This window comes from Hominiventricola sp. (assembly GCF_057604405.1).
This window is the reverse complement of record NZ_DBLYVB010000001.1, coordinates 226,507-242,945: the sequence shown is the minus strand read 5'-3', so window position 1 is coordinate 242,945 and position 16,439 is coordinate 226,507. Positions and strand designations below refer to the sequence as shown.

Here is a 16,439-nt window from a genome sequence, read left to right as displayed (position 1 = left end):
AGGAAGGGAATATGAAAAATGAATTTGTCAGACAGGAGTACTATGAAAATCGGGAATTAAGCTGGCTGGGATTTGACGAGCGGATTCTGGAAGAGGCACGGGATAAGACCATTCCGCTTTTTGAACGGTTGAAATTTTTAAGTATTACCGCTTCCAATCTGGATGAATTTTTTATGGTCAGAGTTGCTTCTCTGGTGGATATGGTCAATGCGGAATACAAAGGAAAAGACATTGCGGGGATGACGGCAAAGCAGCAGCTGGATGCCATTCATGACCGGGTGCACAGTTTTGTCAACGTCCAGTACTCCACCTGGCAGAGATCACTTCTTCCGGGGCTTCGGCAGTGCGGACTTCAGGTGATACAGGATCATCGGAATCTAACACCGGAGCAGGCCGGATATGTGGATGAATATTTTATGGAGAACGTGTATCCGGTACTGACACCTATGGCAGTGGACTCTTCCAGACCTTTTCCGCTGATTGTAAATAAGACGCTGAATCTTTGTGCGCTTCTGAAAAAAAAGAACGAGGAGGATGCAGAACTGGAATTTGCCACAGTGCAGGTACCGGCGGTGCTCCCGAGAATCGTGTCCATTCCGGGTGTAGAAAAAGACGTTCCTTCTGTAATTCTCCTGGAAGAAATTATCTCACGGAATATGCAGAAACTGTTTTTAAGCTACGATATTCTCTGCGTCCATCCATACAGGATTATGCGAAACGCTGATCTTACCATCGATGAGGACGAAGCATCAGATCTGTTAAAAGAGATTGAAAAACAATTGAAAAAACGACAGTGGGGCGAAGTGATCCGCCTGGAGATCGACGAAAAAGTAGATAAACGGCTGTTAAAAATTCTGAAAAAGGAATTTGCTGTTAAAGAGGACGGTATCTATCGGATCGGAGGTCCGCTGGATCTGACTTTTCTGATGAAAATGTACGGCCTTGATGGGTTCGAGGAACAGAAGGAACCGAAATACACGCCTCAGCCGGTGCCGGAACTGACCGGAAAAAATGATATTTTTGAGGAGATCCGAAAAGGGGATATTCTTATGCACCATCCTTATCAAACCTTTGATCCGGTGGTGGATTTTATCCGACAGGCGGCCAGGGATCAGAATGTGCTTGCCATCAAACAGACTTTGTACCGGGTCAGCGGTAATTCTCCGATCATCGCAGCGCTGGCGCAGGCAGCAGAAAATGGCAAGCAGGTATCGGTTCTGGTGGAGCTGAAAGCCAGGTTTGATGAGGAAAATAATATTGCCTGGGCAAAAATGCTGGAGCGGGCAGGTTGTCATGTAATCTATGGCCTGGTGGGCCTGAAAACCCACAGTAAGATTACACTGGTAGTTCGCCGGGAAGAGGACGGTATCCGCAGATATGTTCACTTGGGAACCGGAAATTACAACGATTCTACGGCAAAACTATATACAGACATGGGACTTCTGACCTGTTCCGAACTGATTGGGGAAGATGCTACGGCGGTATTTAATATGCTTTCCGGTTATTCCGAACCGGAAAGCTGGAACAAGCTGTCTTTAGCACCGCTCTGGCTGAGAGATAAATTTCTCAAGATGATTCAACGGGAAACTGAACATGCCAGAAAAGGAGAACCTGCTCACATTATTGCTAAAATGAATTCCCTCTGTGATCAGGGTATTATTGCGGCTCTTTATGAAGCCAGCGCGGCAGGCGTAGAGATTGAACTGATTGTACGTGGTATCTGCTGTCTGAAAGTGGGAATCCCGGGCGTTAGTGAGCATATCAGTGTCCGCTCTATTGTTGGAACATTTCTGGAACACAGCCGGATTTATTATTTCCAGAATGGCGGCGAGGAAGAAATCTATCTGTCCAGCGCGGATTGGATGCCGCGAAATCTGGATCGCCGGGTGGAAATTTTGTTTCCGGTTGAGAATGAACACCTGAAAAAAGAAGTGATGCATATTCTGGATATTCAGCTGAAAGATACGTTGAAGGCCCAGGTGAAGAAGTCTGACGGTACCTATGAAAAGGTAGACCGCAGGGGAAAACAGCCGTTGTGCGCACAGCAATATTTTATGGATTATGCCAGAAAGCTGGCAAAAGGACAGCAGGAAGAACATGTGCATGACCGGATCTTCACGCCGGCAGAGCCCATGTAGAGGAGTTATGAAAATGGAAAGAAAAGCATTATTTCTGGATATGGATGGCACCACGTTGAATGATGATGTGCAGATTCCAAAGGAAAATTACGAAGCAATGGAAGCAGCAAAAAAAGCAGGTCATGAGATTGTGATTACCACCGGAAGACCGTTGGCCAGTGCCAGAATCCTTTTAAAAAAGTGGGATCTGGAACGAATCGGACTGCGCTATGTGATTGCATTCAATGGCGGCATGGTGCTGGATACATTGTCGGGAGAGATTTTATATCAGAAAACTCTGACTTTAAATCAGATGCGAAAAGCTGTGCAGGCATCTCATGAGCGAAAAATCTATATTCAGACTTACGAAGGTGATAAAGTGCTGACGGATGATGCGGAAGCGGAAGGACTGGTTCATTATATCCATAAAAATGGCATGCAGCACAAGTTAGTGAATGATCTTTTTACAGATATGAATGAGGAAGCCTGCAAAATGCTGGCTATCGATATTCATCATCCGGAGTATCTGGAACCGCTGAAGGCGGAACTGGAATCCTGGCAGGAGGAGCCCATGGATCTCTATTTAAGCTGCAAGGAGTATATGGAAATCATGCCAAAAGGTGTATCTAAGGGAAATGCTCTGAAAGCATTTTGCGAAGGTCAGGGCATTCCACTTGCCAATACACTGTCAGCAGGGGATGAGTATAACGATATTTCCATGATTCAGATGGCAGGCATTGGTTGTGCGGTTGCCAATGCCAGACCTGACGTAAAAGCAGTTGCAGATTATGTGACGAAACATGATAATAACCATGGAGCAATCCGCGAAATTATTGAGAAATTTATGCTGTAAGCTTTAGTTCCCGGGTTCTTTTAACTTCATTCGGAATAGATATCTTTTTAAAAGCTTCCAGTCGAAGGGAATGAAGGGATAGAGATATCCTTTTCCTGAAAAGGTGCGGCAGGTAAGAAGACTGAAAAAGATGCCCAGAAGCCCAAGCATGAAACCAGGCAGACCAAACCAGTTGGTGAGCAGCAGGAGCAGGATTCTCATAAATTTTAATGCGTAGTTCAGTTCCATATTAATCTGTGAGTAATTGGCAATGGTCACAAAAGCCATGTAGAGAAGTACCTCACTGTTAAACCAGCCGGACTCCACGGAAAACTCACCGATGGATAGACCGGCAATGACGGACAAAGGGGTACTTAATACATCCGGTGTATGGATAGCGGCAAGCCGGAGACCGTCGATGGACAGCTCCAACATGAGAAATTGCCAGATCAGCGGAATGTGAATAGGATCTTCAATAGCAATGAAAGAAAAAGTTCCCGGAATCCATTGAGGATGTTCCATGAATAATAGAAATAACGGAGTTACCAGCAGGGACATGAGGGTAATAAGCATCCGGGATAATCGCAGGTAGGTACCGGTAACGGGAGGAAAATAGTAATCATTGGCTTCTTCCGTGATTGCTATCAAGGTAGTAGGGAGAATCATGGCAGAGGGAGAATTATCCACAAGAATAATGATATTTCCTTCTAAAATGGAAGCTGCCGCTGCATCAGGCCGTTCTGTAAGATGGAACTTTGGAAACGGATTATACCAGTGGCCCGGAAGGAGCAGCTCTGCCAGACTTTCCTGGTTCATGGAAAGAGCATCAATCTGAATCTGGGAGATGCGTGCTTTCAGATGGTGCAGACATTTCAGATCAGCCCGGTCCTGCATATAGCAGAGAGCAATATCCGTGCGGCTGCTGCATCCTACTTCCATCATTTCCATGCGGAGTTCAGAGGAACGGATCCGGCGCCGAAGCAGGGCAGTATTAAAAACCAGAGTTTCCACAAAACCGTCTCTGGAACCCCGCAGGGTCCGGTCTTTCTGGGGCTCGGATACGTTTCGTGCAGGATAGGAGCGGCAGTCCACAGCCAGACAACCTGGCATTCCCGATACGAACAGACAGGAAACACCGGATAGGAGATTTTTTAGTACCGGGGAATAGTCTGTAAGAATTTCTGCTTCAATGTAGGGAAAGTCCTGTAGTTGGAAATCTTCCAGGGAATTTCCCAGCTGTTCCGGTTTGAGATCATGGAAAAATTCCAGCAGTTTTTCCAGGACTTCATCTTTTACCATCCCTTCAATGAAGAACAGGCTGGCAGCCCGCCCACCGATGAGAAAGGTCTTTTCTTGTATATCAAAATTAAGATCTGTTTTCAAAATCCGACGGAGTTCGGAAACATTTTCGGTATAAGAAGATAATGTACGCAATCTGATCACCTCATGGATAGTATGCCAGATGGATGATGGAAAAATACATGGTAGAACAGTTGACACAGGAAATCCAACAGTTGTAGAATATATAAGACAGAATACAGATGATCATGGAGAGAGGGACATGGCCAAGAATTTTCCACTGTTTGTGGATGTTTCTAATAAAAAGATGATCGTATATGGAGCCGGCAAAATTGCCTCACGGAGAGTGGAGACATTGCTGGCTTTTGCGCCGTCTTTAACTGTTATTGCACCAGAAGCATCGGACCGTATTCGCAGAGCGGCTGAACAACATCTGCTGTATCACCGGACGGAACGGTATATACCAGGATCGATCCCGAAAGATACTTTTCTTGTGCTGGCGGCAACAGATGATCAGGCAGTTAATGAGGCAATCTGGCAGGAATGCAGAAAGAAACAGATTCTGGTCAATGTATGCAGTAATCGGGAACATTGTGATTTTCAGTTCCCGGGAATTGCATCCAGGGGAAATCTGGTAATAGGCATCAATGCCGGAGGCGGGAATCATCACCTGGCAAAGGCATGGACCGATAAAATTAGAAAAGAGGTTATGAAAGATGGATTTGACGATGAGACCGAGAAGACTTCGGACGTCAGCAAAGCTTAGAAAAATGGTGAGAGAGACCAGAATGGATAAAAGTTCTCTCGTATATCCCATGTTCGTTATGGAGGGAGAGAACAAAAAGGAGGAAATTCCGACTATGCCGGGTCAGTTCCGTTATACCATAGACCGGATGCCGGAGATCTTAAATGAGATGGCAGACGCAGGTGTGGGAAGTGTGATGCTGTTCGGAATTCCTAATCACAAAGATGAAGTGGGAAGTCAGGCTTATGCCTGTGATGGCATCATCCAGAGAGCACTGGAGAAGGCAAAGAAGGAAGTGCCGGATCTTTATTACATTGGTGATGTCTGTATGTGTGAGTACACCAGTCACGGACATTGTGGTATTTTGAAAGGAGATTATGTAGACAATGACTTGACTCTGGAGAAGCTGGCGCAGATTGCAGTTTCACAGGTACAGGCAGGTGCTGATATGGTAGCTCCTTCTGACATGATGGATGGGCATATCTCTGCCATTCGCGAAGGATTGGATAAGAATGGATTTGTAACTACTCCGATCATGTCCTATGCAGTCAAATATGCATCTGCATTCTATGGTCCGTTCCGTGATGCGGCAGGCAGTGCTCCGGCATTTGGAGATCGGAAGAGCTATCAGATGGATTATCACAACAGAAGAGAAGGTATCAAGGAAGCTATGCTGGATATCGATGAAGGCGCGGACATTATCATGGTAAAACCGGCCATGTCTTATCTTGATATGGTACGTGAGATCAAAGATCTGACAGATGTGCCAATGGCAGCCTACAGCGTCAGCGGCGAGTATGCTATGGTAAAAGCAGCTGCCAAACTTGGCTATGTGGACGAAGCAGCCATTCTTTGTGAGATGGCAGCCAGTGCATATCGTGCAGGGGTGGATATTTATATGTCTTATTATGCAAAAGAAGTGGCCCACTTTATGGATGAAGGGAGAATCGGATAATGACCAGATCAGAAACACTATTTAAAGAAGCAGTCAATTTGATGCCGGGAGGCGTTAATTCTCCGGTTCGTGCCTTTGGTTCTGTAGGAATGACACCCCGTTTTATTGCATCTGCGGAAGGATCCCATATGACGGATGTGGATGGCAACCGTTATCTTGATTTTGTAGGTTCCTGGGGGCCGATGATTCTTGGCCATGGTAATGAGATGGTGCTGGAAAAAGTAGCAGAAGCATGCAAAAAAGGTTTGAGCTTTGGTGCAGCTACCGAGGCAGAGGTAGATATGGCACGCCTGATCTGCGAAATGGTGCCGTCGATGGAGATGGTTCGTATGGTAAACTCTGGTACAGAGGCTGTTATGAGTGCGATCCGTGCAGCAAGAGGATATACAGGAAGAAATAAAATTATCAAATTTGAAGGATGCTATCACGGACACAGTGATGCCATGCTGGTAAAGGCTGGTTCCGGTGTTATGACGGCAGGTGTGCCGGACAGCTCAGGGGTACCGTCAGGAGCAACAGAAGATACCCTGTTGGCGGTTTATAATGATCTGGAGGGTGTGGAACAATTATTTAATACCTGGGAAAAAGAGATCGCAGCAGTCATTGTGGAGCCGGTAGGCGCTAACATGGGCGTAGTTCCTCCGAAGGCAGGATTCCTGGAAGGATTGAGAAAACTCTGTACGGAAAATGGATCTCTTCTGATTTTTGATGAGGTTATTACCGGATTCCGTCTGTCAAAAGCAGGTGCACAGGAATATTTCGGAATACAGTCCGATTTGACAACCTATGGAAAAATTATCGGCGGTGGTATGCCGGTGGGTGCATATGGCGGACGCAAAGAAGTGATGGAAGTAGTATCTCCGGTAGGAAATGTATACCAGGCCGGAACCTTAAGCGGCAACCCGGTAGCCATGGCAGCAGGTCTGGCGCAGTTGCATTATCTGAACGAGCATCCGGAAGTGTATACCCATCTGAACGCTTTGGGCGAGAAGCTCTATGGAGGTATGGAAAAGATGTGCGAAGAGCTGCAGCTTCCGTATCAGGTAAATCATGTTGGCTCGCTGGGAAGCCTGTTCTTCACGGATCAGCCGGTTGTGGATTATACCAGTGCAAAAACTTCTGACACGAAGAAATTTGCAGAGTACTTTCGCTATATGCTTGGGAATGGTGTGTATATTGCATCTTCTCAGTTTGAGGCTATGTTTATTTCCGATGCGCATACAGATGAGGAAATTCAACATACGTTGAATATTATGCACAATTATTTTGAGAAATAATCCTAAAATGCTTAACAAAAGATTTAAAGTATGTTACTATTTTAGAGAATGTGAGCAACTCCTTCAGTGGTTTTGACGAAGGAATGCAAAACGGAGGAAAACCATCGTGGAAGAGAAAAAATATGTGGCATATGTGGGAACCTACACCCATGGAAACAGCAAAGGAATCTATATCTACGATCTGGATGTGGAGAACGGACGGGCAGTAGAACGCAAGGTGGTTCCGATTAATAATCCTTCTTATATTAAGAAGTCACATAATGGAAAATATTTATATTCGATTTCAGATGAGGGAGTCAGATCTTTCCGAATTCTTCCAGATGGAGATCTGGAACCGATGAACAGTGCATCTATTTTCGGTATGCGGGGCTGCTATCTTTCGACGGATAAGGCAGACAAGTATCTGTTTGTGGGTGGCTGGCATGATGGAAAAGTAACGGTGATGCGGCTGAATGAAGATGGAACCATCGGTGAAATGACAGACGAGATTTTTCATAAAGGTCTTGGAAGTGTGGCAGAACGGAATTTCCGCCCCCATGTCAATTGTGTAAACATTACACCGGATCAGAAATATCTGTGTGCAGTAGATCTGGGTGTGGATCAGGTGAAGATCTATAAGTTCAATTATGAGACAGGAAAGATTACGCTGATGGACATGCTTCGGTGTGAGCAGGAGAGCGCACCACGTATTATCAAGTTCAGCCCTGATGGAAGATTTGCCTATCTGATCTGTGAACTGAAGAATTACATCAGTGTGTATTCTTACAAGGATGGTCCAAGGGGACCGATTTTTGAACTGGTACAGACCATTTCTACGTTAAATGATTATCACTCAAAAGGAAGTGCAGCCTGCGTGCTTCGTTTTTCCAGAGACTGGAATTATGTGCTCTGTTCCAATGCGGGAGATAACAGTATCGGTATTTTCAAAGTGGATCATGAAACTGGTATGCTGGAGAAGATCTGTATTCTTCCTATCAGTGGAGACTATCCGAAGGCGGCCGATTTCTTCCCGGATAACCGTCATATTATGTCGCTCAATCATGAGACGAATACGATGACAATTTTTAAGATCAATTATGAAAAGAAATATTTCAGTATGTGGGGAAAACCATTAAAGGTAGAAACCCCGAACTGCATCCTGGTATCTGAGATCCAGGGTTAATCCTGTTAGTAAAGCTGCCAGAGACAGCGTTACCATTATATATCATACATTCATAGGAGGATAATAAATTATGAAATTTATTGTTGAAACATCTGCACGTCACGTACATGTAACTCAGGAGGATCTGGAGGTTCTTTTTGGAAAAGGCTATCAGCTGACTAAGAAAAAAGATCTTTCCCAGCCGGGACAGTTTGCTTCCAATGAGAAAGTAACCATCGTTGGACCGAAGAAAGAGATGACCGCTTCCATTCTTGGACCGGTTCGTTCCGCAAGCCAGGTAGAGATCTCTCTGACTGACGCTCGTACCCTTGGAATCGCAGCTCCGGTTCGTGAGTCTGGTGATATCGCTGGAAGTGGTGCCTGTAAGCTGGTTGGACCTTGTGGAGAGGTTGAGCTGAAAGAAGGCGTTATCGCTGCAAAACGTCATATCCATGCAACTCCGGAAGATGCTGAAAAACTTGGCGTACAGGACAAAGACGTTGTATCTGTTAAGATCGATACCGACGGAAGAAGCCTTGTATTCGGTGATGTAGTTGTTCGTGTCAGCCCGAAATTCGCTCTGGCTATGCACATTGATACGGATGAGTCCAATGCAGCAGGATGCGGCAGAGAAGTTTACGGTGAAATCGTAAAATAATCATCGCACCCGGAAATATTATTTAGTATAGGAGAAACATATTCATGAAAATTTTAGTTATCAACTGCGGAAGTTCTTCCCTGAAGTATCAGCTGATCGACATGACTGATGAGAGCGTAATCGCAAAAGGTCTTTGCGAGAGAATTGGAATCGAAGGTTCCAAACTGACTCATCAGGTACCGGGAAAAGATAAATACATTGTAGAGCAGGCTATGCCGGATCATAAAGTTGCTATCGGTCTGGTTCTGGACGCTCTGCAGGATGCGGAGCACGGCGTTGTTAAGAGCACTGATGAGATCGCAGCTGTAGGACATCGTGTACTGCATGCAGGAACCAAATATTGCGAGTCCATCGTTGTAAATGAGGATGTTAAGAAAGTAATCCGTGAGTGTTTCGATCTTGGACCGCTGCACAATCCGGCAAACCTGATGGGAATCGAAGCTTGCGAGGCAGTTATGCCGGGCAAAGCAAATGTAGCTGTATGGGATACCGCATTTGGTATGGCTATGCCGGAAAAAGCATATCTGTATGCAATTCCCCATGAGTATTATGAGAAATACAGCATCCGTCGTTACGGCTTCCACGGAACCAGCCATATGTTTGTGTCTGGTGAGGCGATCAAATTCGGTAACCTGGATCCGGAGAATGCAAAAGTAATCGTTTGCCATCTTGGAAATGGTGCCAGCATTTCTGCTTCCATCGGTGGAAAATGTGTAGATACCAGTATGGGTCTTACCCCTCTGGAAGGTCTGATCATGGGTACCAGAAGTGGTGACATTGATCCGGCTGTCTGCCAGTTCATCTGCAACAAAGAGGGCATCGATATCAACGAGATGCTGAATATCCTGAATAAAAAATCCGGTATTCTTGGAATGAGCGGTGGCATTTCCAGCGACTTCCGTGATATTGAGAAAGCGAAAGAAGAAGGCAATCATCTGGCTGACGTTGCTCTGCAGGCATTCGTATATCGTGTTGCAAAATACATCGGTGCTTATACCGCAGCTATGAACGGTGTTGATGCGATTGCATTTACCGCTGGTGTTGGAGAGAACGACAAGAAGACAAGAAAAGCTGTATGTGAGTATCTTGGATATCTTGGTGTTAAGATTGACGACGAGGCAAATGATGTTCGCGGTGAGAGAAGAGTTATCTCTGCAGCAGATTCCAAAGTAAAAGTAATGCTGATTCCGACTAACGAGGAGCTGGCTATTGCAAGAGAGACCCTGAGACTTACAAAATAAGTTTTCAAAAAAGCACTTGACATTCTGAATACAGCTATGTATAATTGATAAAGTGTGAGTGAGACGGACCTCCTGTGCAGGTTCGACGAACGATAAAATGAATCGAGAAAGCATAGAGGAGGTGTAACCTGTGTCTATTTGTCCTAAGAATAAATCTTCCAAAGGAAGAAGAGATAAGAGAAGAGCAAACTGGAAAATGAGTGCTCCGAACTTGGTAAAATGCAGCAAATGTGGTGCTCTTATGATGCCGCATAGAGTATGCAAGGCTTGTGGATCTTACAACAAGAAAGAGATCGTTTCTGTTGATTAATCAAGAATAAGCTTAAGAGAACAAGGATTTCAGAGATGGAATCCTTGTTTTTTTGTGCATTTATTCCATTTTTGATCCATTTTCTGACTCAAAAAAGGATGCACCGTCTGATGCATCCTTCGTCGTTTTTCAAAATTTAATTTCCTGCTTTCCCTGCCCGATACTCTGATGGCGTTATTCCGTAATATCGTTTAAACAACCGGCTGAAATACAGCTGGTCTTCAAATCCCACAGAGATCGCCACTTCCTTGATATAACTGTTCTTATCGGCCAGAAGCTCGCCTGCGCGGGTCATGCGGAGATTATTGATATAGGAGTTAATGCTGACGCCAGTCTCGTCCTTAAAGATCCGGCAGAGATAGCCGGAACTCAATCCTACATGATCAGCTACGGAAGCCAGACTGATCTTCTTTCCATAATTGTCCTGAATATAGGAGAGAGACTGTAGGACTTCTGCACTGTATTGGTCAGCAGCATTTGGCTTGTCTGTATCGGCAGTAAAAACGGTCTTTAGAACATTTTGCAAGTGTCGTTCCAGTTCTTCCATCGTATCAGCGTTTCGAATATATTCAAAACTTTCTGCAATCATATCATGGGAGGCAGCGCTCACATCTGTCAGCTGGTATTCCAGTTCGCTGAGAAACTGCACGAAATACTGAATCAGCCGGGATGGCATGACATTTTGCAGACGGCATGTCTCGAGCAGTCTATGGATTCGTTCAGAAGCATAATCAGGATATGCTTCTTCTGTGTGTTCCAGAAGTTCGGAAACGAGTTCCTTATAGGAAATGTCAGGCACTGTTGTGGTGAGCTGATATTCTTCGGCATGAATCTGTCCCAGGGCACCATAAAAGGTAAGATCCAACAGATCCTGAAAATGGTGATAGGCTTTCCGGGCTTCCTGAAGGTCGGAGAGACCATCCTGATAAAGAATAGCCGGAGAGACAGGCATATAGTATCGGAATAGCTGTTCAATGCGTGCAGACAGACTGGCAATGGTATTTTGATGCTGATCCAATTCTGCCTGTGGTATGACAATCAATGTATTACTGGGACTGAAGAAGATAATCCGTCTTCGGTCATAGTGCTCCAGGGCATTTTTTAAAGTATTGCGGATGAGTGCAGTGTCAGGCAATGTTTCTAATTGCTGAACGTACCAGTCAAAGGAAATTTCGCACAGAGCGAGAGTTCCCAGCCCAGAGACATCGATTCCGGTGATGGAAAGGAGATTTTCCAGTGGATAGCTTTTGTGAGTGAAAAACTCCCGCCAGGCAGCGTGCCGTTCCTGGTGAAGAAGAGAAGTTTCCACACTGTCTTCCGGTTCTTTTTTTGCCTGTTTATCTTCCAGCTTGGTTTTGACTTTTTGAAGCTGGGAAGTTAGTTCTTCCGGGCTGATGCTGACTTTCAATATATAATCAGAAGCTCCCAGTACCAGTGCAGTTCTTACATAATTAAAGTCTTCATAGTTACTGATGACAAGAAATTCACAATCCATCTTTTTGTCTTTAGCGGCTTTAATCAGATCAATTCCATCCATGACAGGCATTTTCAGGTCACAGATCATCAGATCAGGGTGGAAACGTTCTGCCATTTCCAGTGCCTCTTCACCGTTGGAAGCGGTGGCACAGATATGAAATCCCAGGGATTCCCAGTCAATCATGGAGCGCAGGGCAATTTTTACAATAGGTTCGTCATCGACGATCAGTACCTGATACATTCGTTTTTTCCTCCGTGTGTTTCGCTGATTCAGAATCAATGGCAGGGATCCGGATCTGACAGAGCGTTCCTTCTCCGGGAGCACTTTTTACAGAAAGCCCATAATTGTCTGAAAAATATAAGTGAATGCGGTCATTGACATTTCGGCTTCCGATGCCGCCCAAACCTTTTGGTACAGCAGCCTTATCGTTCATATCAAATCCCTTTCCGTAATCCTGTACTTCCAGAAGCAGATCCGCTCCATCCCGGATGCAGCGGATGGTGATTTCCATGATGGTGCCGTCGTTATAGGAACCGTGCAGAACGGAGTTCTCAGCCAGAGGCTGTAAGATCAGTTTTGGCAGCATGTAGCGTTCCAGCTCTTCAGGAATCTCATAATTGACATGGAAACTGCCAGCATAACGAATGGCCTGAATGGAAAAGTAATGTTTCAGATTAGCAATTTCTTCATGAATAGGAATAAATTCGTGATCATTGATCAGCGTATTTTTTAAAAGTTCACTTAAAGAACGAATTCCCTCGGCAACTACTTTGTCCTGGTTCATCTGTGCCACCAGGCAGAGGGTGTTCAGGGTGTTGAACAGAAAATGGGGATTAATCTGATACTGAAGCATTTTCAATTCCAGATCTCTTTTTCGTACTTCACTTTCGTGCTGCTGTTCCAACAGAAGCTGAATCTCTGTTACCATTCCGTCAATATTGTCGGACAGAAAGGAGAGCTCGTCATTTCCATGATCCTGAATACGGGCATCCAGATCACCATCGGAGATATGCTGGCAGGTTTCGCTCATATGGTTGATAGGACTTGCAATACTCATATAAGTGTAGGTGGTCATGGTCAGGGCAATGCCTGCAATTAAAATAGAGAGAACCAGAAGCTGTCCGGTCAGGGCCGTGCTTCCATAAAAATAGGAATAAAGATAGACAAATACCAGAGGAAGAACGGTGGATATAAAATAGGAAATAACCAGCCTGTTTCGTATTTTCAAACTTCGCAGACCAACCAGCGCAAAATTACGGAGAGTCTGATAAGCCTGCTCTTCATAAGGTTCATCGTAGTTCATGGGAAATCCTTTCGTATCAATCGATATAGATAAGTCCAGTATAGATTATTTTCACCTGTTTTGTACATTTTAACTGAAAACAGGAAAATAATCCATAGGAAGAATAAAATCATCCATATAGAAAGCTTTTATAGAAATTTTTAAAAATTTATAGATATTTAAGAATCGAAAATAGTCCATAGGAAGGAGAAGATCGTAACTATACACTTTCGGCTGATTTTTATATAATAAAATCAACTTAGGAACGAGAGTTCAAAAAAAGGAGGAAAATGTAGATATGATGAAATATTTACAGAAACTTGGAAAATCCCTGATGCTTCCAGTTGCATGCCTTCCGGTATGTGGTATTCTGATGGGAATTGGTTATGCACTCTGTCCGAGCACCATGCAGGGCGGTGACATCAGCGGCGCAGCTCAGATCATTGGGTTCTTCCTGGTAAAAGCAGGTGGAGCACTGATCGATAATATGTCCTGGCTGTTCGCTATCGGCGTAGCAGTAGGTATGGCAGATGACAATGATGGTACAGCAGGTCTGGCAGGTCTGGTATCCTGGTTGATGATCACCAATCTTCTGTCCAGCGGTGTTGTAGCTACTCTGACCGGAGCTGAGGCGAATGCAGCATTTGCTAAAATCAGCAATCAGTTCATCGGTATTCTTGCAGGTCTGATTGGTTCTGCCTGCTACAACAAATTCAAAGGAACCAGACTTCCGGATGCACTGTCCTTCTTCTCTGGCAAACGTTGTGTTGCTATTGTAACGGCAGTTGTTTCCATTATCGTAGCAGCTATTCTGTTCTTCGTATGGCCGATCGTTTACACTGCACTGGTATTTGCAGGTGAGAAAATCGTTGGTCTTGGAGTTGTTGGTGTAGGTATTTATTCTTTCCTGAACCGTCTTCTGATTCCGTTTGGTCTGCATCATGCACTGAACTCTGTATTCTGGTTTGACGCAGCAGGAATCAATGACCTTGGTTCTTACTGGGCAGGTGAGCTTCTCAATGGAGCAGGCGGAAGCGCAGGTATGTACATGGCTGGATTCTTCCCGAGTATGATGTTCGGTCTTCCGGCAGCAGCAATGGCAATTATCCATTGTGCAAAACCGGAGAAGAAAAAAGCAGCAGCTTCCCTGATGGGGGCAGCAGCGATCTGTGCATTCATCTGTGGTGTTACTGAGCCGTTCGAGTTCGCATTTATGTTCCTTGCTCCGGCACTGTATCTTGTATATGCAATCCTTTACGGAGTATTTGCAGCAGTTACTGTAGCACTTGGCTTCAGAGCAGGTTTCTCCTTCTCCGCAGGACTTACCGACCTGGTATTCAGTGCATCTCTGCCGGCACATGCTAAGACATGGCTGATCATCCCGATCGGTATTGCAGCAGCTATCGTATTCTACGTAGTATTCCGCTTCGCAATCACTACCTGGAATCTTAAGACTCCGGGCCGTGAGGATGATGAAGAGGATGAGACCAAGATCGAACTTGCAAATGATGATTTCACCAGCATGGCAGCAATCATTCTTGAAGGTCTTGGCGGAAAAGACAACGTAACAAGCGTTGACAACTGCATCACCAGACTTCGTCTGGAGATCAAAGACTACACTGCAGTAGATGAGAAGAAGATCAAATCTGCAGGAATCAGCGGAGTTATCCGTCCGAGCAAAACTTCTGTTCAGGTTATCATTGGACCGAAGGTACAGTTCGTGGCTGATGAGTTTAAGAAGCTGATGTAATTATATCCACTATCCTAAAACACATATATCCAAAGGTGGGCTCCGGGAAACCGGGGCCTTCTCTTTGTTTGACAGCTTTTACCAGATTTGGTATGATAAAAAAATAAAGGTTTTCAGTAAAGAAAACAGGGGGAATACCGGTTATGAAATATGCATATCGTCTGGGAAAGTCTCTGATGCTGCCAGTAGCCTGCCTTCCGGTGGCAGGTCTTTTAATGGGAATTGGGTTCTGGATGGATCCGGTTGGACACGGAGACAGCTATCTGATTTCGCAGATTCTGGTAAAGGCAGGCTCAATTCTTATTGATCATATGAGCCTTCTGTTCACACTGGGGGTAGCGGTGGGAATGGCAGATGAACAGGATGGAACTGCTGCTCTTGCTGGTGTGGTCAGCTGGCTGGTCATTCAGCAGGTGCTGACTGCGGAGAATATTCGTGTGTTAACAGGAAATCAAACGGATCTTTCTGCTTTTGCCCATATTGATAATCAGCTGGTGGGAATTTTATGTGGTCTTATCGGAGCATCCTGTATCAATAAATATCGTTTTTGCCATTTCCCTGGACCCTTTGCGGCTTTCGGCGGAAGAAGAGCTGCAGTGCTGGCAGCTTCTTTTTATGCATCTGTGGTTTCTATTTTGCTGATGTTTATCTGGCCGCAGCTGTACGAAATCTGTGTCTATCTGGGAGAATCGCTGGTGGAGACCGGATCATTGGGAGTGGGGATTTATGCATTTTTGAACCGGCTTTTAATCCCTACTGGATTTCATCATGCATTGAATTCTGTTTTATGGTTTGACATGGCCGGTATTTCTGATTTGAAACGGTTTTGGGATGGAACAGGAATCTATGGGCAGACGGGAATGTACATGACAGGATTTTTTCCGGTTATGATTTTCGGACTGCCGGGTGCGGCACTGGCTATGTACCATACGGCACTGCCAGAACAGAAGAAGATGGCAGGGGGACTCCTTTTGACGGCATCTATTTGTTCGGTAGTGACAGGTGTAACAGAACCGCTGGAATTTTCATTTATGTTTCTGGCTCCGGGATTGTTTTTGATTCATGCATTTCTTACAGGACTGATTGGATTTATTTGTGCAGAGCTTCCGCTTCGGATTGGATTTAACTTCAGCGCAGGTCTTCTGGATTATCTCCTGTGCCTGAATGCACCTATGACAGAAAATCCATGGCTTCTATGGCCGGTAGGAATTTTCAGCGGAATTCTTTATTATGTGTTGTTCCGGTTCTGTATCAAGAAGTTCCGGCTGCATACGCCGGGAAGGGAAGAACCGGAGAAGACAAAATCTTCCATATAATACCGGAAATAATGAATAGACGCGGTAGTAAGGCTTTGC

Annotated in this window: 14 protein-coding genes; 11 read left to right on the top strand and 3 right to left on the bottom strand. The window is 45.0% G+C overall.

All coding sequences use genetic code 11. The features are described 5' to 3' along the window. The first annotated feature begins 11 nt into the window (after positions 1-11). Entirely contained in the window at positions 12-2,138 is a 2,127-nt protein-coding gene (locus tag ACZMB2_RS01125; protein WP_487595124.1) for an RNA degradosome polyphosphate kinase, read from the top strand. A 7-nt stretch (positions 2,139-2,145) separates the two neighbouring features. Next, a complete protein-coding gene (locus tag ACZMB2_RS01120) occupies positions 2,146-2,970 on the top strand; it encodes a Cof-type HAD-IIB family hydrolase (protein ID WP_487595123.1) in 825 nt (274 codons plus the stop codon). A 3-nt stretch (positions 2,971-2,973) separates the two neighbouring features. Here ACZMB2_RS01120 and ACZMB2_RS01115 read toward each other — a convergent pair whose 3' ends face one another. Beyond that, entirely contained in the window at positions 2,974-4,383 is a 1,410-nt protein-coding gene (locus ACZMB2_RS01115) for a spore germination protein (RefSeq protein ID WP_487595122.1), read from the bottom strand. A gap of 127 nt (positions 4,384-4,510) precedes the next feature. Here ACZMB2_RS01115 and ACZMB2_RS01110 point away from each other — a divergent pair, with 127 nt between their 5' ends. The 7 genes from ACZMB2_RS01110 (at position 4,511) to rpmF (ending at position 10,575) form a co-directional block, all read left to right on the top strand. After that, positions 4,511-5,014, top strand: coding sequence for a precorrin-2 dehydrogenase/sirohydrochlorin ferrochelatase family protein (locus tag ACZMB2_RS01110; protein ID WP_487595121.1), 504 nt, complete (start codon positions 4,511-4,513; stop codon positions 5,012-5,014). Continuing rightward, positions 4,965-5,948, top strand: a complete 984-nt coding sequence (gene hemB, locus ACZMB2_RS01105; protein WP_487595120.1) for a porphobilinogen synthase — start codon at positions 4,965-4,967, stop codon at positions 5,946-5,948. Before ACZMB2_RS01110 ends, hemB begins: the two co-directional genes overlap by 50 nt. Further along, positions 5,948-7,225 carry a glutamate-1-semialdehyde 2,1-aminomutase gene (gene hemL, locus ACZMB2_RS01100; RefSeq protein ID WP_487595119.1) on the top strand — a complete coding sequence of 426 codons (1,278 nt, stop codon included), beginning with the start codon at positions 5,948-5,950 and terminating at the stop codon, positions 7,223-7,225. Before hemB ends, hemL begins: the two co-directional genes overlap by 1 nt. 106 nt (positions 7,226-7,331) lie before the next feature. After that, complete coding sequence (locus tag ACZMB2_RS01095; RefSeq protein WP_487595118.1) at positions 7,332-8,387, top strand: lactonase family protein; 1,056 nt, start codon at positions 7,332-7,334, stop codon at positions 8,385-8,387. Between the two features lie 70 nt (positions 8,388-8,457). Further along, the gene (pduL, locus tag ACZMB2_RS01090) at positions 8,458-9,024 is read left to right on the top strand and encodes a phosphate propanoyltransferase (RefSeq protein WP_487595117.1); all 567 of its coding nucleotides are present in this window, start codon (positions 8,458-8,460) and stop codon (positions 9,022-9,024) included. A 44-nt stretch (positions 9,025-9,068) separates the two neighbouring features. Next, positions 9,069-10,265, top strand: coding sequence for an acetate/propionate family kinase (locus ACZMB2_RS01085; protein ID WP_487595116.1), 1,197 nt, complete (start codon positions 9,069-9,071; stop codon positions 10,263-10,265). 130 nt (positions 10,266-10,395) lie between these two features. Then, entirely contained in the window at positions 10,396-10,575 is a 180-nt protein-coding gene (gene rpmF, locus ACZMB2_RS01080) for a 50S ribosomal protein L32 (protein ID WP_021953116.1), read from the top strand. A 136-nt stretch (positions 10,576-10,711) separates the two neighbouring features. Here the strand turns inward: rpmF and ACZMB2_RS01075 are convergent, their stop codons facing one another. Next, a complete protein-coding gene (locus ACZMB2_RS01075; protein ID WP_487595115.1) occupies positions 10,712-12,292 on the bottom strand; it encodes an AraC family transcriptional regulator in 1,581 nt (526 codons plus the stop codon). Continuing rightward, positions 12,267-13,355: a sensor histidine kinase gene (locus ACZMB2_RS01070; protein ID WP_487595114.1), complete on the bottom strand. Its 1,089-nt coding sequence runs from the start codon at positions 13,353-13,355 to the stop codon at positions 12,267-12,269. The genes ACZMB2_RS01075 and ACZMB2_RS01070 overlap by 26 nt, the downstream gene beginning before the upstream one ends. 277 nt (positions 13,356-13,632) lie before the next feature. Between ACZMB2_RS01070 and nagE the strand changes: the two genes are divergently transcribed. Both nagE and ACZMB2_RS01060 read left to right on the top strand, forming a co-directional pair. Then, positions 13,633-15,084 (top strand): N-acetylglucosamine-specific PTS transporter subunit IIBC, encoded by a 1,452-nt coding sequence (nagE, locus tag ACZMB2_RS01065; RefSeq protein ID WP_522731573.1) that lies wholly within the window; start codon positions 13,633-13,635, stop codon positions 15,082-15,084. 143 nt (positions 15,085-15,227) lie between these two features. Then, on the top strand, positions 15,228-16,400 hold the full coding sequence (locus tag ACZMB2_RS01060; protein ID WP_487595113.1) for a PTS transporter subunit EIIC: 1,173 nt from the start codon (positions 15,228-15,230) through the stop codon (positions 16,398-16,400). Positions 16,401-16,439 lie beyond the last annotated feature (39 nt).

Bases quoted from the DNA above. Each gene is read 5' to 3' on its own strand.
- ACZMB2_RS01125 (WP_487595124.1), top strand. From the start codon at position 12: ATGAAAAATGAATTTGTCAGACAGGAGTACTATGAAAATCGGGAATTA.
- ACZMB2_RS01120 (WP_487595123.1), top strand. From the start codon at position 2,146: ATGAAAATGGAAAGAAAAGCATTATTTCTGGATATGGATGGCACCACG.
- ACZMB2_RS01110 (WP_487595121.1), top strand. From the start codon at position 4,511: ATGGCCAAGAATTTTCCACTGTTTGTGGATGTTTCTAATAAAAAGATG.
- hemB (WP_487595120.1), top strand. From the start codon at position 4,965: ATGGATTTGACGATGAGACCGAGAAGACTTCGGACGTCAGCAAAGCTT.
- hemL (WP_487595119.1), top strand. From the start codon at position 5,948: ATGACCAGATCAGAAACACTATTTAAAGAAGCAGTCAATTTGATGCCG.
- pduL (WP_487595117.1), top strand. From the start codon at position 8,458: ATGAAATTTATTGTTGAAACATCTGCACGTCACGTACATGTAACTCAG.
- ACZMB2_RS01085 (WP_487595116.1), top strand. From the start codon at position 9,069: ATGAAAATTTTAGTTATCAACTGCGGAAGTTCTTCCCTGAAGTATCAG.
- ACZMB2_RS01075 (WP_487595115.1), bottom strand. From the start codon at position 12,292: ATGTATCAGGTACTGATCGTCGATGACGAACCTATTGTAAAAATTGCC.
- ACZMB2_RS01070 (WP_487595114.1), bottom strand. From the start codon at position 13,355: ATGAACTACGATGAACCTTATGAAGAGCAGGCTTATCAGACTCTCCGT.
- nagE (WP_522731573.1), top strand. From the start codon at position 13,633: ATGATGAAATATTTACAGAAACTTGGAAAATCCCTGATGCTTCCAGTT.
- ACZMB2_RS01060 (WP_487595113.1), top strand. From the start codon at position 15,228: ATGAAATATGCATATCGTCTGGGAAAGTCTCTGATGCTGCCAGTAGCC.